The organism is Bradyrhizobium sp. USDA 4461, from assembly GCF_054055655.1.
In genome coordinates, this window is record NZ_JBSRXM010000001.1 from 4,972,777 (window position 1) to 4,991,648 (window position 18,872).

Below are 18,872 nucleotides of genomic sequence, written 5' to 3' on the forward strand. Positions count from 1 at the left end.
GCCGCGGCTCTCCGTCCCCGGCAACCAATATGCATGGAATCCGAACTTGGTTCCAGTGGCGGACCCGCGCCATCGTTAATCCGGCGCGCGGCGCAAACAAGGCCGAAGCCGGGCCGGCCGGCCGCAGCGGGCTGACATTTTCGCGAGCAGACCGCGACGTCGCCCGCCGATTTGGCCGCCGCCGCGCAACCATTTGGCCGCATGGGCGTTTCATATTCCCGCCCGGCGGCGCAATCGCGTCGCGCATCAAGGAACCCAGATGAACACCACCAAGGTTAAGACCGCGGCCGCTATCCCAGCCGGCCTCTCCGCGCGGCTGTTGCTTGCGGCCGCTGCCTTCGCTTTGGCGCTGGCGGCAGCTCCTCATGCCGGCCATGCCCAGGGCATCGTCCGCGGAGCGCACGAGGGCGCCTATGAGGGCAATCGGATCGGCGGGCCGGTGGGCGGCGTGGTTGGCGGTGCCGTCGGCGCCAGTGTCGGCGGCGCCATGGGCGCGGTCAAGGGCGTGTTCGGCATCCCGGATCGCGGCTATCGCCGCGGCCACCGCTGCCGCGGCTATTACCGCCACGGTCATTTCCATTGCTATTGAGTGGCAAAGAACCCGTAGCCCGGATGGAGCGCAGCGAAATCCGGGACCGGTCTTGCCAGTCGCTCAAATTGTCCCGGATTACGCTGCGCTTCATCCGGGCTACAGGCTGGGCTACAAAGCGTCAATTCTTCAGCCGGTAGCCGGTCCTGAAGATCCAGGCCACGATCGCCATGCAGGCCACCAGAAATCCCGCGGTCATGCCGAGGCTGAGCCCGACGCTGACATCGGCGATCTCGTAAAAGCTCCAGCGGAAGCCCGATATCAGGTAGACCACCGGGTTGAACAGCGTGATGGTGCGCCAGCCCGACGGCAGCATGTTCACCGAGTAGAAGCTGCCGCCGAGGAAGGTCAACGGCGTCACCACCAGCATCGGGATCATCTGCAGCTTCTCGAAGCCGTCGGCCCAGATGCCGATGATGAAGCCGAACAGGCTGAAGGTGACGGCGGTCAGCACCAGGAAGGTCAGCATCCACACCGGGTGGGCGATGTGCAAAGGCACGAAAAGTCCCGCCGTCGCCAGGATGATCAGGCCGAGGATGATCGACTTGGTGGCGGCGGCGCCCACATAGCCGATCACGATCTCGAAATAGGAGATCGGCGCCGACAGGATCTCGTAGATCGTGCCGACGAATTTCGGGAAGTAGATGCCGAACGAGGCGTTCGTAATGCTCTGGGTCAGCACCGACAGCATCACCAGCCCCGGCACGATGAACGTGCCGTAGCTGACGCCCTCGACCTGGGTGATGCGCGAGCCGATCGCGGCGCCGAACACCACGAAATAGAGCGAGGTCGAGACCACCGGCGAGACGATGCTCTGCAGCAGCGTGCGCCAGGTGCGCGCCATTTCGAACAGATAGATGGCCCGGATTGCGCGGTAGTTCATGGCGCCCTCACGAGGCTGACGAAGATGTCTTCGAGGGAGCTCTGCTTCGTGTCGAGATCGGAAATGCGGATGCCGGCGTTGCGCAGATCGTTGAGCAGGCTAGTGATGCCGGTGCGGTCGCCCTTGGTGTCGTAATCGTAGGTCACCGCGTGGCCGTCGTCGGAGAGTTCGAGATTGTAGGCGGCGAGTGCGGGCGGAACGGCGTCAAGCTTGCCCTGCAGTTGCAGCGTCAGCTGCTTCTTGCCGAGCTTCTGCATCAAGGTCGCCTTGTCCTCGATCAGGATGATTTCGCCCTTGTTGATGACGCCGATGCGGTCGGCCATCTCCTCGGCTTCCTCGATGTAGTGCGTGGTCAGGATGATGGTGACGCCGGCCGCTTGCAGCGTGCGGACCACTTCCCACATGCCCTTGCGCAGTTCGACGTCGACGCCGGCGGTGGGTTCGTCGAGGAACAGGATCTGCGGCTCGTGCGACAGCGCCTTGGCGATCATCACGCGGCGTTTCATGCCGCCGGACAGCGTGATGATCTTGTTGTCCTTCTTGTCCCACAGCGAAAGATCCTTCAGCACCTTCTCGATGTGGGCGGGGTTCTTCGGCTTGCCGAACAGGCCGCGGCTGAAGCTGACGGTCGCCCACACCGATTCGAAGGCGTCGGTGTGCAACTCCTGTGGAACCAGCCCGATCATCGACCGCGCCGCGCGATAGTCCCTGATGATGTCGTGGCCACCGATCGCTATGCGGCCCTCGCTCGGATTGGCGATGCCGCAGATGATGCTGATCAGCGTGGTCTTGCCGGCGCCGTTCGGCCCGAGCAGCGCGAAGATCTCGCCGCGATTGATGTCCAGATTGATGCCCTTCAGCGCCTTGAAGCCGGAGCCATAGGTCTTCGAAAGATTGGATACGGAAATGATCGGCGACATGGAGGATCGGAAGCGTGAGAGAGGAGCGATGCGCGCGGATTGGAGTCCGGGCGGCGCGCGATGCGGGGTCAACCGCAGATAGGGACGCATAATCCGTTCTGCAATCACCCGGCAGGGCAGAAAAATCATTCTGCGGTGTGGCGGATAAGCCGCTCTAATGCCTCTTCGCGGGTTTCGCCGGCTTCTTGGCGGCCGCCGCGGGAGTGGGATGTGCGGGCGGTGCGGTGTCGGCGAGCTTGCCGACCAGCATGATCTGCACCTGGTTGTTGACGGGCGCGTTGGGGCGTGCGGGATCGAGCAATTGCTCTTCGCCGAGCCCGACCGACTGCAGGCGCTTCGGTGTGATCTTGAAGGTATTGACCAGGATGTCGCGGATCGCGTCGGCGCGCCGCTGGCTCAGCACCACGTTGTTCTCGCGCCGTCCGGTCGACTCGATGTGGCCGACGATCAGGAAGGTGTAGGGCAGCAGCGAGGACTGCGTCAGCGCATCGGCGATGCGTCCGACGGTCTGGTAGGAATCCGGCAGCACGATCGGCGTGTCGACGTCGAACGCGATGTCGGCATTGAACGTCGGCAGCTTGGTCAGATCAGGCGCGATCGGCGGGCGCTTCGAGGGCGGCGGCTCGTTCTTGGAGCGCGACTTCGATCGTTCGGCCGCCTGCTGGCGCAGCGCGGGGACATCGATCTCGGCGTCGCTCTCGTAATGATTCAGCTTGGCGATGACGTCGTCGCGCGTGATGGCGGTCTGCGCCTGCGCGGGCGCCATCGCCAGCAAGACGAGCGCACTCAACAGGCCCGAAAGGCCAGCGCTGCGCAGGCCTTGCGTCGGCAGCCGCATCATTGATACCCCGCGTCATTGATCGCCTGGGTGCAATTGCGGCTGAGGCCCTTGGCGCCGACCAGGCAGGGGACCGACTTGCTGGTCTCCTTGGTCGAGCCGCCGCAGACCTTGACGATCTCGCGGGTGCAGGCGTTGGCAACGGTGACGCGCGCCGCAATCCGCTTCTGGATCGCATCGAGGGTTGAGAAGTAGCTCTCCTTGCACTGCGGCGAGATCACGTCGCGGTTGCGCGACAGGCATTCCTTGAGGCGGGTGGAGTCGAGATTGACGCCGCGGCAGTTCGCGGTGATATCGGCGCCGCAGGCCTTGGCCAGCTGCGCTGCGGAATCGCCAAAGCTCATCGTCTCCGCGACCGCCAGCGACGGCGCGGTGAGCGCGATGACGAAAAGGAAAAACCCACCCCGGACCATGCGGCCATCTCAACCCGTGAATTCAACTGGGGTCAAGAGCTACGAACAGCGAAGCCGTCTCTGTCACACCCGTTCCACAAAGCTGTCGACCACCTTCTTCTCGCCGGCTTTTTCGAAGGCGATGGTCAGCTTGTTGCCGTCGATCTTCACCACATGGCCGTAGCCGAATTTCTGGTGAAACACCCGATCGTCCAGCGAAAATTCCGACGTCGTGCCGGTGGACTTCGCCACCAGCTCGCCCTCGATCACCATGGGGCCGCGCTTGGTGCGGCTGAAGCTGTCCGATGAAAACGACGACTGCCGCTCCTCGAAGCCGCCGCTACGGCCGCCGCCGCCACGGGTGCGGTTGGCCTGGGCACGCTGCCAGCCCGGCGTCGAGTAGCTCGAGCCGAATGATTCGAGGTTGTCGAAGCGCGAGGCGCCGTAGCCGCCGCTGCCGCCCCAGCCCGATCCGCCCTTGGATTCGGTGATCTCGACATTGTGCGCCGGCAGCTCGTCAAGGAAGCGCGACGGGATCGTGGTCGACCAGGTGCCATGGATGCGGCGGTTGGTGGCGAAATAGATTTTCGCGCGGCGGCGTGCCCGCGTGAGCCCGACATGGGCGAGGCGGCGCTCCTCCTCGAGCCCGGCGCGGCCCTGTTCGTCCAGCGTGCGCTGGCTCGGGAACAGGCCTTCCTCCCAGCCCGGCAGGAACACGTTGTCGAATTCCAGCCCCTTGGCCGAATGCAGCGTCATCAGCGACACCGCCTCGTCGCCGGCCTCGCCGTCGCGGTCCATCACCAGCGAGATATGTTCGAGAAACCCTTGCAGGTTCTCGAATTCCTCCATCGAACGGACCAGTTCCTTGAGGTTGTCGAGCCGGCCCGCGGCATCGGCCGAGCGGTCCTTCTGCCACATCTCGGTGTAGCCGCTCTCGTCGAGCACGATCTCGGCTAGCTCGGTGTGCGAGGTCACCTCGCGCTGGGCGCGCCAGCGGTCGAACTGCATCACGAGGTCGCGCAGGGAGCCGCGCGCCTTCGGCTTCAATTCGTCGGTCTCGACCACGGCGCGCGCCGCCTCGAACAGCGGAATGCGGCGCTTGCGGGCATGGTCGTGCAGCAGCTGCACGGTGGCATCGCCAAGGCCACGCTTCGGCACGTTGACGATGCGCTCGAAGGCGAGATCGTCGGCCGGTGAATTGATGGTGCGCAAATAGGCCAGCGCGTCGCGGATTTCGGCGCGCTCGTAGAAGCGGGGACCGCCGATCACGCGGTAGGGCAGGCCGAGTGTGACGAAGCGGTCTTCGAACTCGCGCATCTGGAACGAGGCGCGGACCAGGATGGCGACGTCGTTGAGATTCTCGCCGGACCGCTGCAGCTCCTCGAGCTCCTCGCCGATCGCGCGCGCTTCCTCTTCCGAATCCCAGGAGCCGGTGACGGTGACCTTTTCGCCGTCGACATCCTCGGTGCGCAGCGTCTTGCCAAGCCGGCCTTCATTGTGCGCGATCAGATGCGAAGCTGCGGCCAGGATGTGGCCGGTGGAGCGGTAATTGCGCTCGAGGCGGATGACTTTCGCGCCGGGGAAGTCGTGCTCGAAGCGCAGGATGTTGTCGACCTCGGCGCCGCGCCAGCCGTAGATCGACTGGTCGTCGTCGCCGACGCAGCAGATGTTCTTGAGGGGGGCATTCTCCGTCATTCCGGGATGCGCCGCAGGCGCAGACCCGGAATCTCGAGATGAGTCCTCTTCACCTCTAGATTCCGGGTTCGCATCTTCGATGCGCCCCGGAATGACGGGAGAGTTGGTTGCTCCCGGAATAATATCGGAGAGCGATCGCCCCGGTCGCGACGGCGCCTGCGACAGCAGGCGCAGCCACAGATACTGCGCGACGTTGGTGTCCTGATATTCGTCGACCAGGATGAACTTGAAGCGGTTCTGGTACTGCCGCAGCACATCGGGGTTCTCGCGGAACAGCCGGATGTTCTCAAGCAGCAGGTCGCCGAAATCGGCGGCATTGAGGATCTTCAGCCGCTCCTGATAGGTCGCGTAGATCTTGCCGCCCTTGCCGTTGCCGAACGAGGCGGCTTCGCCCGCGGGCACCTGCGACGGCGACAGCCCGCGATTCTTCCAGCTGTCGATCAGGCCGGCCAGCATCCGCGCCGGCCAGCGCTTGTCGTCGATGTTCTCGGCCTGCAGCAACTGCTTCAACAGCCGCACCTGGTCGTCGACATCGAGCACCGTGAAGTTGGATTTGAGCTGCACCAGCTCGGCGTGGATGCGCAGGATGCGGCCGCCGATCGAGTGGAAGGTGCCGAGCCACGGCATGCCCTCGACCGCCTGGCCCAGCATCTGGCCGAGCCGCAGCTTCATCTCGCGCGCCGCCTTGTTGGTGAAGGTCACCGACAGGATTTCCTGCGGCCGGGCGCGGCCCTGGCTCAGGATATGCGCGATGCGCGTGGTCAAGACCCGCGTCTTGCCGGTGCCGGCACCGGCCAGCACCAACACAGGACCGTCGAGCGTCTCGACTGCGTCGCGCTGCTCCGGATTGAGGCCCTGTAGATATTGCGGACCCGCCGCCGCCCGCGCACGCGCGGCGATGCCGCCAGCCACCGGCTGGTGCTCGGGAACGCCGTGATGGGGCAATTTGCTCGGCTCGGTCATTGGCGAATCGTCTCGGCCCCACGATGGCACCGCGGGACGGTGAAGGGGAGCCTTCTTAACAGGGGATTGAGGGGCATATAGGGCCTGTTCGGCCGTTTTGACAGGTTTTATCGCGGCCGACAGGAACGGTTTTGGCAGCAGTCCACACTCGACCAGGTTCCAAAACGCGGCCGAAATTTCGCGGTTTCGCGATCAGGAACCAGCATGTCTCCGCCGGATTGTTTCTTCAGTCATGTCGCCAGCACGAGCCGGCGCGAGGCAACAAAGCAGAGGTTTGATCATGTTGAGCTGGGTCGTCACATTCCTGGTCATCGCGTTGATCGCGGGCATTTTGGGCTTCGGCGGCATCGCCGGCGCCTCGATCGAAATCGCCAAGGCGATCTTCTTCATCGCCGTTATCCTGTTCCTGGTAACGGCTGTGCTTGGATTGGTGCGTGGCCGTACAAGGGTGTAGCAAGACACGAACTCACTTCTTCGCAGGCATCGCCACGTTGCGGCCGATGCCCTCGGGGCGCGGCACGCCCGCATAGCTATCCACAATCGCTTGCGCCCGGGCGCGGATATCCGGGGGAAACGGTGCCACCTTGCGCGCCTCCATGTCGATATGCAGCGTGAGGTTTTCCGAGGTCGCCGACAGCCAGCCCTCGGTGGCGTGGCGCAGCTCCTCGAACGTGTGCAGCCGCTTCTCGTCGGCGCCGAGCAGGAAGACCGAGACCTGCACGGGATCGCCGAGATGGATTTCCCGCAGGTACCGGACGTGGCATTCGGCGGTGAAGGTCGAGCAATGCCGCGCCTTCATGTAGGCCGGCCCGATGCCGAGTTGCAGCCACATCTCGTCGATGGCGCGGTCGAACATCACGTTGTAATAGGCCATGTTGAGATGGCCGTTGTAATCGATCCATTGCGGGTCGATCTGCATCACGGACGATTTGAACGGGGCTGATGGAAGCGGCATCTCGCTGGCGGCAGTCACTATGGTCATCTCCCATTCCCGGTTCGCTGGCGTTCGAGCATGAACTTTTTCAAGTCAGGCTCTCTTGACCCCTTATACAAGCTTTGCCACGGTCGGCTAAAGCCGGGAGGAATTTTGACGTGGCGACAACGATTTCGAGCAATTTGACGCGACCTGAGCCGGCGGCCCTGAAGCGCGCGATCGACGCGCTGGCGGCGCGGTTCGGCAACCGGCTCGTGACGTCGCAGGCGGTGCGCGAACAGCACGCCCATACCACCACGTGGCTGCCGAACCAGCCGCCGGACGCGGTCGTCACGGCGCAGGAAACCGCCGACATCCAGGACGTGGTGCGGATCTGCGCGGCCAACCGCGTGCCCGTCATCGCCTTCGGCACCGGAACGTCCTTGGAAGGGCAGGTCAACGCGCCCGCGGGCGGCGTCTGCATCGATCTGCGCGACATGAACAAGGTGCTCGCGGTGCATGCCGAGGACCTCGACTGCGTGATCCAGCCCGGCGTGACGCGGAAGGCGCTCAACGAGCATCTGCGCGACCAGGGCCTGTTCTTCCCGATCGATCCCGGCGCCGACGCCTCGCTCGGCGGCATGACCTCGACCCGCGCATCCGGCACCAACGCGGTGCGCTACGGCACCATGCGCGAGAACGTGCTGGCGCTGAAGGTGGTGCGCGGCGACGGCGAAATAATCACGACCGGCACCCGCGCCAAGAAGTCGTCGGCCGGTTACGACCTGACGCATCTGTTCGTCGGCGCCGAGGGCACGCTCGGCATCATCTCCGAGCTGACCATTCGCCTGCGCGGCATTCCCGACACGATCGCGGCTGCCGCATGTTCGTTCGAGACGGTGGCCGACGCCTGCCAGGCCACGATCCTCGCGATCCAGACCGGCATTCCGGTCGCCCGTATCGAGCTGCTCAATGCGGCGCAGGTGAAGGCCTGCAACAATTATTCGAAGCTGTCGCTGCCGGAGACGCCGTTGCTGCTGCTGGAATTCCACGGCAGCGAGGTCGAGGTCGCCGAGCAGTCGAAGAATTTCCGCGACATCGCTGCCGAATGCGGCGGCGGCGACTTCACCTGGACCACCAAGCCGGAAGATCGCACCAAGCTGTGGCAGGCCCGGCATGACGCCTACTGGTCCGTCAAGGCGCTGCGTCCCGGCGACAGCATCGGCGTCGTCGCAACCGACGTCTGCGTGCCGATCTCGCGGCTTGCCGACTGCGTGACCGAGACCGAGGACGATCTGAAGCGGCTCAACCTGCTGTCGCCGATCGTCGGCCATGTCGGCGACGGCAATTTCCACTGCTCGCTGCTCTGCGACGTCAACGACAAGGACGAGATGGCGCGGGGCGAGGAGTTCATGCACCGGCTGGTCGAGCGCGCGCAATCGATGGATGGCACCTGCACCGGCGAGCACGGCATCGGCCAGGGCAAGCAGAAATATCTGAAGGCCGAGCTCGGCCCCGAGGCGCTCGACGCGATGCGGGCGCTCAAGCTCGCGCTCGATCCGCACAACATTTTCAATCCCGGAAAGATTGTTCCAGCCGCCTGAGGCGTCGTCACGTCACGGAGGAGTCGTCAGCGGGCGAGCGCGGAACGTTCTTGCCTGCTATGTGTGACGCAGTGTGATCACGGCTTCCCGCTCCAGGCGCGCATTGCGCACGGAGCGGCCGGCCCGGTGTAACCTCAGCGCCATAGTTTGCCGGTTGCTCGGCGGCGGGCCGACTCTGTCGTTCACAGGTTGCACCAGGGCCAGCTATGATTGCCGCGCTTCGAGGTACGGCGATGTGGTTGTTCACCAAGACCAGGCGCAAGGACATCTGGGACGATCCGGTCGCGCAGCCGCTCGGCGACATCGAGGCTGCGCACAGGATCCGTGCGATTTGCCGCGATGCGGCCGGCTGCGCCGAGGCGATCGGCTCGCCCGGCAAACGTTCGCCGAAGCAGCAGCAGGTCGAGCGCGATCGCTACGAGCGTGCCGCCAAGGCCGCGATGGAGACCGCGATGAAGATCTCCGACGAGCTGGTGCGGGATTCCGCGGTGCGCGAGATCATCGGTCTGTGCATGAAGGCCAACAACATCAAGACCGGTCGTGCGCTGTTCCGCGCCATCCACGCGGGCTCGATCAAGGCGGAGGTGCTGAAGGAGCATCCGATGCTGGAGGAGGAGCAGTAGCCTGTAGCCCGGATGGAGCGGAAGCGAAATCCGGGAGATCGTGCCGCGCGGGAGATCCCGGATTACGCTGCGCTTCATCCGGGCTACGGCTTCATCAAATCTATACCTGCCCACCCAACGTGCGCACCGCCTCGTCGACGCTGTGGAAGACGTGGTCCCGCCGCAAGACATCGTAGAGGTCGAAGCGCTCGAATGCCTCCTGCGCGCGGGTGGATTCCAGCCGCGCCACGGCCACCGTCACGCCGTCATCGCGGCATTCGCGAAACAAATCGCGTAGCCCCTGCGCCGCGGTGAAATCGATCTCCACCATGCCGCTGGCCTCGATCACCAGCAGCCGCAGCTTCGGCGTCGCGGCGATGGTTTTGAGCACACCGCTGTGGAAGCCTTCCGCATTGAGGAACGACAGCGGCGCCTGCAAGCCGACCACGGCAATGCCGGGCTTGCGCTCGCCCGTGACGTGCGGGCCCGTCGGCCACCAGATCGTGGTGCCGGGTACGTGGACGAATTCGACCAGTTGGCCGCGTGTCGTGGTCCAGATGCCGTGCAGCAGCGACAGCGCGATGCCGACTGCGACGCCTTGCTCGATCGGCAGCACGATGATCGCGGCCGCGGTCGCCACCACCAGCAGGAATTCATAGAACGACTGGCGGAAGATCGCGACGATCTGCCTCACGCGGATGATCCGCAGCGCCACGAACAGCAGCACGCCGCCGAGCGCCGCATCGGGTACGTGCCGCAGCAGCGTCGCGCCGAATGCCAGCAGCATGAGCACGATGGCCGCGGCAAACAGCCCTGCGACCTGGGTGCGTCCGCCGGTCTCCGACACGATGCCGGTGCGCGGCGGACTGGCGTTGACGGGGAAGGCGCCGAACAGCCCGGACAACACGCTGCCGGCACCGGCGCCGAGGAAGTCGCGATCGACGTCGGCCGGCTTGTTTGGATCGGACAGGAACGAGCGCGTCGTCGCCGCGGTCTGCACCATGACGACGACCGCGATCAGGATCGCCAGCGACAGCAGCTTGATCCATCGCTCCGGCGCGATGTCGGGAAAGGAGGGCGTCGGCAGCGTGCCGGGCACGGTGCCGACCACCTTGACGCCCTTGGTCTCGAGATGGCCGGCGACCACAGCGATGGTGGCCGCGACAAGGCCGATCAGCGCACCCGGAATCCGCGCGCTGATCTTCTCCGATCCGGCGACCAGCGCCAGTACCCCGAGGCCGATCATCAGCGTATAGGGATTGGTCTGGCCGATTGTCTCGGTGAGCACCCCGAGCTTGTAGAGCGTCGGGCCGTCCGGCGTGGTCAGGCCGAGCACGCCAGGCAGCTGTGAGACCAGGATGTGGACTGAAATGCCGGCGAGGAAGCCGACCGTCACCGGCGTCGACAGCAGATTGGCGATCCAGCCGAGCTTGAACAGGCCGCCGGCGATCATGATGACGCCGACCATCAGCGCCAGCGCCACCGCAAACGCCTGATAGTCGGGCGAGCCGGCCGTCGCCATCAGCGCCAGCCCGCCGGCGAAGATCGGCGTGATGGTGGAGTCGGCGCCGCAGGACAGGAAACGGTTGGCGCCGAACATCGCAAAGCCGAGCGAGCCGGCCATGAAGGCGAAGAAGCCGATCTGCGGCGAGAAGCCGCCGAGCCGGGCGGTCGCCATCTGCTCCGGGATCGCGATCGCCGCCAGCGTCAATCCAGCGATCAAGTCACCCGGCAGGTCGCTCGGCTTGAACGCCCTGAGCGAGCGAAAGATCGGCCAGTTGGCGCGTGTCGGACGAGCGTCGGCCATCGGTCTCCCACGTGGACTGCGGCGATTCCCCGATAGTCCGACATCGCGCGGCCAAAAGCCAGCGGAGTTGGCAGTGTGGTGCGGAGGGGCTCGGCTAGTGCGGAGGCGCTGCCGTGATCGCCTTTCGGATCGCCGCCAGCGGCGCGCCGTCGTCGAAGGCGACGCCGTCGCCTTGCAGCGTGATGCCGAGGTCGCGCCACAATGCCGCGAGGTCGGGTGTCACCGGCATCGACCCCCATTCGTCGTGCAGCCGCTCCAGCACATCGACGCCGACGGCCTTGTCGGCGGTCGCGAGCACCCGTGCGATCGGCCAGTCCTTTTCGTGGTTGCCGCCGGCGGCGAGCACGCCGCGCATGGCAGCCTGCAACCCGAATCTGTTGCCGGTGCGCTTGCGGATCTCGACATCCGCGAACAGGCAGAACATCGCGCCGCCCCAGTATTTGCGGCCCCAGGTGTCGGTATTGTCGAGACCCTGGTCGCCGGCCTGCGGCAAGCCCTTGGGCATGTCGCGCATCATCGCCTGCCAGATGTCCTGCGCCATGAGATCGCCGGCCTGCACCCCGCGCGACCGGCTCGACATAGACTGCGAGCCCCTCCGACAGCCAGGCATAGCGGTCGTCGAGGTCGGGCAGGGCGGTGTGCACCATCTCGTGGACGATCACCCAGTCGCGCTTCAGATCGTCGGCGCCGGCGTCGCGGCCGACCAGCAGCAGCCGCAGCGAACTGATGGGAAACCGGCCATAATAGATCGAGACCGCGCGGGCGGAGGCCTTGATCCAGTCGAATATCCTGTCCTTGCGCAATGTCATCTCGCCGGCGGCAAAGGCGACATGGATGGTGCCGCCGGGCACGTCGAGATCGGTCTTCGGCAACCGGTCGAAGGCTTCGTAGGGCATGCCATTGCCGCGCATGAACTCCGACTGCGCCTCGACATGACAGGACGCGATGCCGAGGATGGTGGCGGCGACGAGCATCGCCGCGGCGATCACGCGATATGTCGAGATGCCTTTCATCGCGACCTGCCGCGTCCCTATTCGCGAATGGATGCCGCCGTCAGCAGTCCCGCGGTGATCCAGCCATGCAGATAGCCGGCGCCACGCGCCGCCGCATTGTCGGGATCGTCGTAGGTCGCAAGCATCTCGCAGAGCACGCCGAACGGAATGCCGCCGGAGGCTTCGTCCCACATCATCGCTTCCTCGGCCGGCAGCTCGCGGAACATCGGCGTGGTATCCTGGCGCCAGATCAGGAGGCGGGCGGGCTCGGCGAGCGTCTCCGCCTCGGGCGGCGTCTCGTCGTTCTTCAGTGCCATCCAGATCGCCGCCGCATTGGTTGACAGGTCGATCCGTGTAGCGCTCGGATGCGGCCGGAACACGAGGTCGTTCCAGATCTCGGGCGCGAAACAGGCCATGCTCTCCAGCGCGAGCACGGCGTCGTCGCCAGCATCGAAAGCGTCGTTCAACGCCTTCTCCAGCGCGGCAAGCTCGGTGAGCACGGGGTGGCTGCAGTAGGGTTCGGTGGACTTCAGGAAGTCCGGCAAGCCTTGCGAGAACCAGCGCAGGTTCGGATGCTCGGACGGCCGTGCCTTGACGTAGGCATGGCCCATGTCGTCGAACATCTCGTCGCCGAGAAAGCGGTGCAGCAGCTCGTGGTCATTGCGCATCGCCTCGATCAGCCGCGAGTCGTAGGCGTAGCGGTAAACCCCGAGCAGCGTCTCGCGCGTCTCCCGCGGGCTGTCGAGGATTTCCGACAGGATGCTCTCGTCGCTGGTGAGGATGGCGCGCTGAAACTCGCTCTGCTGGCGCGCGAGGTCGCTCATTGCGTCGGCGCTCTCGCGGGCAGGTTTTGCTCCGCGATCTCGCGGGTCCGCCTGACCTCGATCAGCAATTCGTCGAGCGGCGGGATGTTGTCGTCGCGTTCGATCATGGTCGAGACGCGTCCGAACCGTCGCAATGCCGCAACGTAGAGGTCCCAGACATCCTCGCACACCGGATGGTCGTGCGTATCGATGATGTGCGTCCCCATATGGCTGTGGCCGGCCATGTGGAATTGCACCACGCGATCGGCCGGAATGCCGTTGAGGAAGGCCATCGGATCATAGCCGTGGTTGAAGGCGCTGACATAGACATTGTTGATGTCGAACAGCAGCCAGCAGCCGGAGCGGCGCGACAGCTCGGAGAGGAATTCCCACTCCGTCATCTCGGAATTGTTGAACTGCACGTAAGTGGAGACGTTCTCGAGCACGATAGCACGGCCGAGGAAGTCCTGCACCAGTTGCACGCGGCTGACGACATGGTCGAGCGCCTCCTGCGTGTAGGGGATCGGGAGCAGATCGTGCAGATTCTTGCCGTGCACGCCGGTCCAGCACAGATGGTCGGACACCCATTTCGGCTGCACCCGCTTTGCGAGGTCCTTGAGGCCCTGCAAATAGTCGAAGTTCGGTGGCGCGGTGGACGCGATCGACAGCGAGACGCCGTGCATCACCACGGGATAGCGCTCGCAGATCCGGTCGAGGATGCGCAGCGGTTGGCCGCCGGGCAGCATGTAATTTTCGCTGATCACCTCGAACCAGTCGATCGGCGGATTGCTGTTGAGGATCTCGTCGTAATGCCGCGCACGCAGGCCGAGACCGAAGCCGAGGAAGGGCGGTCTGGCGGAAGTCGTCGGGCACTCCGCCGACGCGATCGGCCGGTCGGGCAATCGGCTCGCGACGTTCATGGCGCCTCCACATCACTGGCCCCGCTATCGCGGCGCCGACGTCTGAAATTATCACGAAAGCGGGGCCCGGCCTACACCGTGCCCCGCCGATCACGCGAGCTTGCCTCGGGCGATCAACCCTTGACGTAGGAGCCGCCGAGCTTGGCGCACTGCTTCTCGGTGCTCATCGAGAAGCCGGTGCCCTTGCAGGCATTCTGGCCCTTGCAGGCGTTGGCTCCGCCCTTGCAGGCGCTCTGGCCCTTGCAGGCATTGCCGGCCATGCACTTGCCCATGGCGGCGTTCGCGGGCGTCGAGGTGGTCGAAACCACGGAGCCGGCGAGGAACATGGTGGCCGCAGCGACGGCGAGCGTTGCGCCGGACTTCGAATTCAACTTCATGACGATCTCCTCGGTGGTTGTTTTGAATGCAGTCAGCGTGGCGCCGTGAGCATCCGATGATCGATCGATCCCCAGACCGCACAACGAGTGTTCGGAAAGCAGTCGGATCGCAGGAGGTGCTTGGCTTTGCTGCCGCGGTCCGAATGCTCGTCCGGAAACAGCTACGGGCCTCCGGCGATTTGGTTACACGGTTTCGGAAGAAAATTTTCGAACCGTCCAGCCGGGCGATGCATTCATGTCGCGCGGCGGCGATCTCTGGCGATTTCGTTGCGTTGCACAACGGGGTGGTCGTCAGTTCTGGGCGGCCCGCGCCGGCTTCAGCTTGGCCATCTGCCGCACATTGACCTCCAGTTCGGCGGCATTGAAGGCCGGAAACGAACAGATTCGGTTGCTGCAGGCGAAGGCTGCGGGCTCACCGAGGTCGGGATAGTCGACGTCTGCGTTGGGCAGCCTGCCCTCACGCAGGTCGAGCCATTCGAGCCGCTTGTACCGTGCGGGCAGGGCGCGCGCGACGACGTGCAGGGCCTGTGCACGGCTGTCGTCCTTGTGTCCGACGATCGTCACATGCGTCGGCTCGACTGCCAGTTCGTCATCGGCGAGCAGCACGCCGGGCAATGGACGCGGCATCTCGGCGGACGCGGCAGCGAGATAGCGCATCGCATGTGCGGCCTGTTCGCGGCTGCGCTCGTCGCCGGTGTAGCGATTGAGCATGTTCATGAAGCGCGCGACCTGGATCTGGTCGTCGATCAACTTGGCGGGCTTGGCGAATACGCCCGTCTGTCCCTCCGACGTCTTCGAGGTGAAGAAGCCGCCGGCCTCGTCGCGGAAGGTCGCGACAAAGTCGCCGGCCTTTGCCGCCGACGCCAGCCAGTCGCGATTGCCGGTCGCGGTGTAGAGATCGAGCAGGGCCTGTCCCATCGCGATGGTGTCGCCGAGGAAGGGGCCGCCGCGATCCTTGTCGCCATGGCGGAAGCCGCCAACCGGCAGCGCGCGATTGGCGAGCACCCATCGTGCCGCGCGCTCGGCAATCTCCAGGGCCTTCGGATCGTTGCTCGCGTCGTAGTAAGCGGCGAACCCGGAGATCGCCCACCCGTTCTCGCGTGCGTAGAGATTCTGGTCGATGCGCGGCTGACCAAGCTTGCGGCGCGCGGCATCCGCGAGAGCATAGTATGTGTGGCCGTCGACATCATGATTGAGATCGGCGTCCTGGCTGACATAGAAGGCGCCATCCGGGCTCAGCAGGAAATCCGTGAGGTAACGCGCGATATTGCGCGCGGACGCGAGATATTTCGGATCCTTCCATTGCGCATAGGCCTGGCTGTATTGCCGCAGATATTGCGACTGGAACGAGATGATCTTCTCGAAGTGCGGATGGCTCCAGGAGCCGGCCTCGGAATACTGGAACACGCCGCCCCACACCGGATCGATCAGCGCGATCGCGGCATTGAGCGTCTGCCTGGCGCGCTTTGTCGCCGTGGTGTCGCCCGCCTCGGCGCGGCTGATCGCAAGGTCGAGGCTGTCGGCGTCGATGTATTTCTGGTTCTCGCCCCAACCGCCGAGCTCGTCGTCGTAGGAGTCGTCGAACGTCTTGGTCAGTTTGGCGCGTTGCGCCTTGCTGAGAAAGGCCGACGCGCCGGGCTTGATCTCGAAGGCCTCCCCCACCGATGGGCCCGGCGAGGGATCGTCGATGATCGCCTTGAGCAGCGCCTGCATCCGTTCGGGCTCGATGTAGCCCCTGATCTTGGCGATCTCGGTGCCATCGGGTGCGAACACGATGGTGGCGGGCCAGCCCCAATCGCCGTAGCGGCTCGAAAGACCCGGATTGGCGTCCTGGTCGACGCGGACGGGGAGATATTTTGCCGACAGCAGGTCCTGCACCTTGCGATCGGCGTAGGTCGTTTTCTCCATCACGTGGCACCAGTGACACCACACCGCTTCGAGATCGAGAATGACGAAGCGCTTCTCGGTCGTCGCGCGCGCGAACAGATCGTCGCTCCAGTCGCTCCATGCCGGGCCGTCGGCCGCCGACGCAGGCGATGCGATCAGCAGGGTGAGAATGGCGGCAAGGCGAACGAACGACATGGCGAGCCCTCGGTCAGCGTGTGCTTGTGCCAGCTACGCATCGGGCAGCACCCTGGCTCGCCACGTCACGGGATTGTGAGGGCGCCTCTCAGATCGGCTCCTTCTGGCCCGCCGTCAGGTTGACCAGCAGGCGATCGAGCGAGGCGGCGCCGGGACCCGCAATCGCAAGCCACATGAAGGCCGCGAAATAGGTCGCTTCCTCGAACCCGAGCAGCGTCTCCAGCGAATCGACGTCGCCCCACTTCGCCGACTTGATCGCGACGATCATGACCACCGCGAGCATCGCGGCCGGGATGCGGGTGAACAGGCCGAAGATCAGCATCAGGCCGCCAAAATATTCGACGCCGGACACGAAGGGGGTGAGGAGGTTCGGGAACGGAATGCCCCAGCCGGCGAAGTTCTCGGTGACCTGGGCGAGGTTGTTGAGCTTGCCCCAGCCGGCCATCATGAAGGTGTAGCCGACGATGATCCGCATCAGCAGCGGACCGGCCCAGGCAAAATACGAAGCGATCCGCGCCGGCAGCAGTATCAGCAGGTTGACGATGAAATTCATGCGAAACCCTCCCGAATATCGCGACGCGCCGGTTGCGCCGGCGATCAGGACGAACGGCGCGAGCCAAGTTACGGCCGGGTCCTGGCAGGAGTTTCGCTGGCGATGGCCGGCTTGTTACGGGCCTAGCCGATGTTTTGCAGCGCCGGGAAGGTCTCCAGCAGCCAGACGCTGACGCTGGAGACCGCGCCGGTCAGGAAACCGATGCCCGTGACCACCATCAGCACGCCCATCACGCGTTCGACGGTGTCGAGATGACGTTTCATCCGCGCGAATAGTGAGGAGAACTGCTTGACCATGAAGGCCGCGAGCAGGAACGGGATGCCGAGCCCGGCGGAATAGATCGCAAGCAGGCCGGCGCCCTTGGTCACCGTGGCCTCCGCCGCCGCAATCGAGAGGATCGCGGCCAGGATCGGTCCGATGCACGGGGTCCAGCCGAAGGCGAATGCCAGGCCCATGACATAGGCGCCCCACAGCCCCACCGGCTTGGGCGCGGTCAGCCGCCCCTCGCGCATCAGGAGGCCGATCCGGGTGATGCCGAGGAAGTGCAGGCCCATGATGATGATGACGATGCCGGCCAGGATCGAGAGCTCGGCCGACCAGGCGCGCACCAGCCCGCCGACGATGGACGCGCTGGCGCCGAGCGCGACGAACACGGTGGAGAAGCCGAGCACGAACATCAGCGCCGCCGTCATCACCGCGCGCTTGGAGGCGGCGGTGGCGCCGTCCTGGTTGACCTGCTCGATGGTCGCCCCGGTCAGATAGATCAGATAGGGCGGCACCAGCGGCAGCACGCAGGGCGACAGGAAGCTGACCAGGCCGGCAATCAAGGCTGCCGGAATCGAGACGTCGTGCATCAATGAAACCTTCGCGGAATAACGGGTCTGTCTTGGCGTCTACGCCGCCAACAATCCAGAAGTTTCGGCCGCCAGGCATTCAACTATGGTCACAGGGTCGTGTGCGGGGGCGCGCTCACGCGTTGCGAGGAACGACGGTGAGGTGAGGACGCCGCTGAGGCTCCCTCCCCCGGCGGCCCGCAAGGGGAAGGGAACCGGTGCTTGCTTATGCGCCAATCATCGATGCGGATTTTTGACCCAAAGGGCACCACACATTCGCCGTCGTCCCCGCTTCGCCGGGACGACCACGGGAGAGAGTTGCTCACTCGTTACCGCTTGCGCGCGTCCCGTGGCGGCGGCGTCTCGAACTCGCGGCCGCGAATCCGCACCAGATCGTCGGCGGAATGCGCCAGCAGCACCACCGTGGCCGCGCGCGCGGCCTCGGCATCGCCGGCCACGATCGCGTCCAGCACCGCGCGGTGCTCGATCAGCGCCCGTGGACGGTGCGAGCCGGTTGCTGCGATCGTAAAACTCTGGCGCAGCGTGATCTCGAACATCTGGGCGATCGGCCAGAAGAATTCGTTGCGGGTCGCGAAATAGATCGCCTGGTGGAATTTGATATCGGCAGCGACGAAGGCCTCGTTGGTCTTCGCCGCGTCCATGCCGTCGCATCCGGCGCGGATGCGGGCGATGTCGTCGTCCCCGGCATGGGTCGCGGCCAGCGCTGCTGCCGCGGGCTCGACCGCGGAGCGCAGCTGGAACAGCTTGGCCAGATAGCGATCGATCTCGGCGCTCTCGAGGTGCCAGCGCAGCACGTCGGGGTCGAGTTGATTCCACTGCTCGGGCGGCCGCACCCTGGTGCCGCTCTTCGGCCGCGACTCGATCAGGCCCTTGCCGGTCAAAGTGCGCATGGCCTCGCGCACCACGGTGCGGCTGACGTCCATCATCTCGCAGATCTGCATTTCCGGCGGCAGCGTCTCGCCGACCCCGATCTCGCCGCGCACGATGCTGCTGCCGACCCGGTCGGTGACCTGGCTGTGCACACTCCGGCGCAACGCGTTGGTTGTCTGGAACATCGGAAGCCTCGCTGCGGTTGAAGCCTGCGC

General features: G+C 65.2%; 20 protein-coding genes. 5 read left to right on the forward strand and 15 right to left on the reverse strand.

Going from position 1 to position 18,872, the window contains the following annotated elements:
- The first annotated feature begins 259 nt into the window (after positions 1-259).
- On the forward strand, positions 260-589 hold the full coding sequence (locus ACVINW_RS22910) for a hypothetical protein (RefSeq protein WP_456753383.1): 330 nt from the start codon (positions 260-262) through the stop codon (positions 587-589).
- A 121-nt stretch (positions 590-710) separates the two neighbouring features.
- Here the strand turns inward: ACVINW_RS22910 and ACVINW_RS22915 are convergent, their stop codons facing one another.
- From ACVINW_RS22915 to ACVINW_RS22935, 5 genes are all read right to left on the reverse strand, one after another.
- Complete coding sequence (locus ACVINW_RS22915) at positions 711-1,472, reverse strand: ABC transporter permease (protein ID WP_456753384.1); 762 nt, start codon at positions 1,470-1,472, stop codon at positions 711-713.
- Entirely contained in the window at positions 1,469-2,392 is a 924-nt protein-coding gene (locus tag ACVINW_RS22920; protein ID WP_456753385.1) for an ABC transporter ATP-binding protein, read from the reverse strand. Before ACVINW_RS22920 ends, ACVINW_RS22915 begins: the two co-directional genes overlap by 4 nt.
- 154 nt (positions 2,393-2,546) lie before the next feature.
- Positions 2,547-3,233 (reverse strand): OmpA family protein, encoded by a 687-nt coding sequence (locus ACVINW_RS22925; RefSeq protein WP_456753386.1) that lies wholly within the window; start codon positions 3,231-3,233, stop codon positions 2,547-2,549.
- Entirely contained in the window at positions 3,230-3,643 is a 414-nt protein-coding gene (locus ACVINW_RS22930) for a hypothetical protein (protein ID WP_456753387.1), read from the reverse strand. Before ACVINW_RS22930 ends, ACVINW_RS22925 begins: the two co-directional genes overlap by 4 nt.
- A gap of 63 nt (positions 3,644-3,706) precedes the next feature.
- Complete coding sequence (locus ACVINW_RS22935) at positions 3,707-6,280, reverse strand: ATP-dependent helicase (RefSeq protein ID WP_456753388.1); 2,574 nt, start codon at positions 6,278-6,280, stop codon at positions 3,707-3,709.
- A 280-nt stretch (positions 6,281-6,560) separates the two neighbouring features.
- Between ACVINW_RS22935 and ACVINW_RS22940 the strand changes: the two genes are divergently transcribed.
- Positions 6,561-6,734, forward strand: coding sequence for a DUF1328 domain-containing protein (locus tag ACVINW_RS22940; RefSeq protein WP_074128779.1), 174 nt, complete (start codon positions 6,561-6,563; stop codon positions 6,732-6,734).
- 12 nt (positions 6,735-6,746) lie between these two features.
- Here the strand turns inward: ACVINW_RS22940 and ACVINW_RS22945 are convergent, their stop codons facing one another.
- A complete protein-coding gene (locus tag ACVINW_RS22945; protein WP_456756476.1) occupies positions 6,747-7,235 on the reverse strand; it encodes a thioesterase family protein in 489 nt (162 codons plus the stop codon).
- A 137-nt stretch (positions 7,236-7,372) separates the two neighbouring features.
- Here ACVINW_RS22945 and ACVINW_RS22950 point away from each other — a divergent pair, with 137 nt between their 5' ends.
- A complete protein-coding gene (locus ACVINW_RS22950) occupies positions 7,373-8,797 on the forward strand; it encodes an FAD-binding oxidoreductase (protein ID WP_456753389.1) in 1,425 nt (474 codons plus the stop codon).
- Positions 8,798-9,030: 233 nt separating this feature from the next.
- Entirely contained in the window at positions 9,031-9,420 is a 390-nt protein-coding gene (locus ACVINW_RS22955; protein ID WP_456753390.1) for a hypothetical protein, read from the forward strand.
- Between the two features lie 100 nt (positions 9,421-9,520).
- Here ACVINW_RS22955 and ACVINW_RS22960 read toward each other — a convergent pair whose 3' ends face one another.
- Both ACVINW_RS22960 and ACVINW_RS22965 read right to left on the reverse strand, forming a co-directional pair.
- Positions 9,521-11,206 carry a SulP family inorganic anion transporter gene (locus ACVINW_RS22960; RefSeq protein WP_456753391.1) on the reverse strand — a complete coding sequence of 562 codons (1,686 nt, stop codon included), beginning with the start codon at positions 11,204-11,206 and terminating at the stop codon, positions 9,521-9,523.
- Between the two features lie 94 nt (positions 11,207-11,300).
- On the reverse strand, positions 11,301-11,786 hold the full coding sequence (locus tag ACVINW_RS22965; RefSeq protein WP_456753392.1) for a hypothetical protein: 486 nt from the start codon (positions 11,784-11,786) through the stop codon (positions 11,301-11,303).
- 58 nt (positions 11,787-11,844) lie between these two features.
- On the opposite strand from ACVINW_RS22965, the gene ACVINW_RS22970 reads away from it, so the two are divergent.
- Complete coding sequence (locus ACVINW_RS22970) at positions 11,845-12,294, forward strand: hypothetical protein (protein ID WP_456753393.1); 450 nt, start codon at positions 11,845-11,847, stop codon at positions 12,292-12,294.
- On the opposite strand, the gene ACVINW_RS22975 is transcribed toward ACVINW_RS22970, so the two are convergent.
- From ACVINW_RS22975 to ACVINW_RS23005, 7 genes are all read right to left on the reverse strand, one after another.
- Positions 12,237-13,022 (reverse strand): HvfC/BufC family peptide modification chaperone, encoded by a 786-nt coding sequence (locus tag ACVINW_RS22975; RefSeq protein WP_456753394.1) that lies wholly within the window; start codon positions 13,020-13,022, stop codon positions 12,237-12,239. The genes ACVINW_RS22970 and ACVINW_RS22975 overlap by 58 nt on opposite strands.
- A complete protein-coding gene (bufB, locus tag ACVINW_RS22980) occupies positions 13,019-13,921 on the reverse strand; it encodes an MNIO family bufferin maturase (RefSeq protein WP_456753395.1) in 903 nt (300 codons plus the stop codon). Before bufB ends, ACVINW_RS22975 begins: the two co-directional genes overlap by 4 nt.
- A 113-nt stretch (positions 13,922-14,034) precedes the next feature.
- Entirely contained in the window at positions 14,035-14,298 is a 264-nt protein-coding gene (gene bufA2, locus ACVINW_RS22985; protein WP_456753396.1) for a BufA2 family periplasmic bufferin-type metallophore, read from the reverse strand.
- Positions 14,299-14,589: 291 nt separating this feature from the next.
- A complete protein-coding gene (locus ACVINW_RS22990) occupies positions 14,590-16,380 on the reverse strand; it encodes a thioredoxin domain-containing protein (RefSeq protein ID WP_456753397.1) in 1,791 nt (596 codons plus the stop codon).
- A gap of 88 nt (positions 16,381-16,468) precedes the next feature.
- On the reverse strand, positions 16,469-16,933 hold the full coding sequence (locus ACVINW_RS22995; RefSeq protein ID WP_456753398.1) for a DoxX family protein: 465 nt from the start codon (positions 16,931-16,933) through the stop codon (positions 16,469-16,471).
- A gap of 122 nt (positions 16,934-17,055) precedes the next feature.
- Entirely contained in the window at positions 17,056-17,787 is a 732-nt protein-coding gene (locus tag ACVINW_RS23000; protein ID WP_456753399.1) for a cytochrome c biogenesis CcdA family protein, read from the reverse strand.
- 308 nt (positions 17,788-18,095) lie between these two features.
- On the reverse strand, positions 18,096-18,842 hold the full coding sequence (locus ACVINW_RS23005; RefSeq protein WP_456753400.1) for a FadR/GntR family transcriptional regulator: 747 nt from the start codon (positions 18,840-18,842) through the stop codon (positions 18,096-18,098).
- Positions 18,843-18,872: the final 30 nt, after the last annotated feature.

What these genes read in the sequence shown, in the direction of transcription:
- ACVINW_RS23005 (WP_456753400.1), bottom strand. Translation starts at nt 18,842, where the DNA reads ATGTTCCAGACAACCAACGCGTTGCGCCGGAGTGTGCACAGCCAGGTC.
- ACVINW_RS22945 (WP_456756476.1), bottom strand. Translation starts at nt 7,235, where the DNA reads ATGCCGCTTCCATCAGCCCCGTTCAAATCGTCCGTGATGCAGATCGAC.
- ACVINW_RS22925 (WP_456753386.1), bottom strand. Translation starts at nt 3,233, where the DNA reads ATGATGCGGCTGCCGACGCAAGGCCTGCGCAGCGCTGGCCTTTCGGGC.
- ACVINW_RS22965 (WP_456753392.1), bottom strand. Translation starts at nt 11,786, where the DNA reads ATGTCGAGCCGGTCGCGCGGGGTGCAGGCCGGCGATCTCATGGCGCAG.
- ACVINW_RS22995 (WP_456753398.1), bottom strand. Translation starts at nt 16,933, where the DNA reads ATGAATTTCATCGTCAACCTGCTGATACTGCTGCCGGCGCGGATCGCT.
- ACVINW_RS22960 (WP_456753391.1), bottom strand. Translation starts at nt 11,206, where the DNA reads ATGGCCGACGCTCGTCCGACACGCGCCAACTGGCCGATCTTTCGCTCG.
- ACVINW_RS22920 (WP_456753385.1), bottom strand. Translation starts at nt 2,392, where the DNA reads ATGTCGCCGATCATTTCCGTATCCAATCTTTCGAAGACCTATGGCTCC.
- bufA2 (WP_456753396.1), bottom strand. Translation starts at nt 14,298, where the DNA reads ATGAAGTTGAATTCGAAGTCCGGCGCAACGCTCGCCGTCGCTGCGGCC.
- ACVINW_RS22930 (WP_456753387.1), bottom strand. Translation starts at nt 3,643, where the DNA reads ATGGTCCGGGGTGGGTTTTTCCTTTTCGTCATCGCGCTCACCGCGCCG.
- bufB (WP_456753395.1), bottom strand. Translation starts at nt 13,921, where the DNA reads ATGAACGTCGCGAGCCGATTGCCCGACCGGCCGATCGCGTCGGCGGAG.
- ACVINW_RS22915 (WP_456753384.1), bottom strand. Translation starts at nt 1,472, where the DNA reads ATGAACTACCGCGCAATCCGGGCCATCTATCTGTTCGAAATGGCGCGC.
- ACVINW_RS22955 (WP_456753390.1), top strand. Translation starts at nt 9,031, where the DNA reads ATGTGGTTGTTCACCAAGACCAGGCGCAAGGACATCTGGGACGATCCG.
- ACVINW_RS22940 (WP_074128779.1), top strand. Translation starts at nt 6,561, where the DNA reads ATGTTGAGCTGGGTCGTCACATTCCTGGTCATCGCGTTGATCGCGGGC.
- ACVINW_RS22975 (WP_456753394.1), bottom strand. Translation starts at nt 13,022, where the DNA reads ATGAGCGACCTCGCGCGCCAGCAGAGCGAGTTTCAGCGCGCCATCCTC.
- ACVINW_RS22990 (WP_456753397.1), bottom strand. Translation starts at nt 16,380, where the DNA reads ATGTCGTTCGTTCGCCTTGCCGCCATTCTCACCCTGCTGATCGCATCG.
- ACVINW_RS22910 (WP_456753383.1), top strand. Translation starts at nt 260, where the DNA reads ATGAACACCACCAAGGTTAAGACCGCGGCCGCTATCCCAGCCGGCCTC.
- ACVINW_RS22935 (WP_456753388.1), bottom strand. Translation starts at nt 6,280, where the DNA reads ATGACCGAGCCGAGCAAATTGCCCCATCACGGCGTTCCCGAGCACCAG.
- ACVINW_RS23000 (WP_456753399.1), bottom strand. Translation starts at nt 17,787, where the DNA reads ATGCACGACGTCTCGATTCCGGCAGCCTTGATTGCCGGCCTGGTCAGC.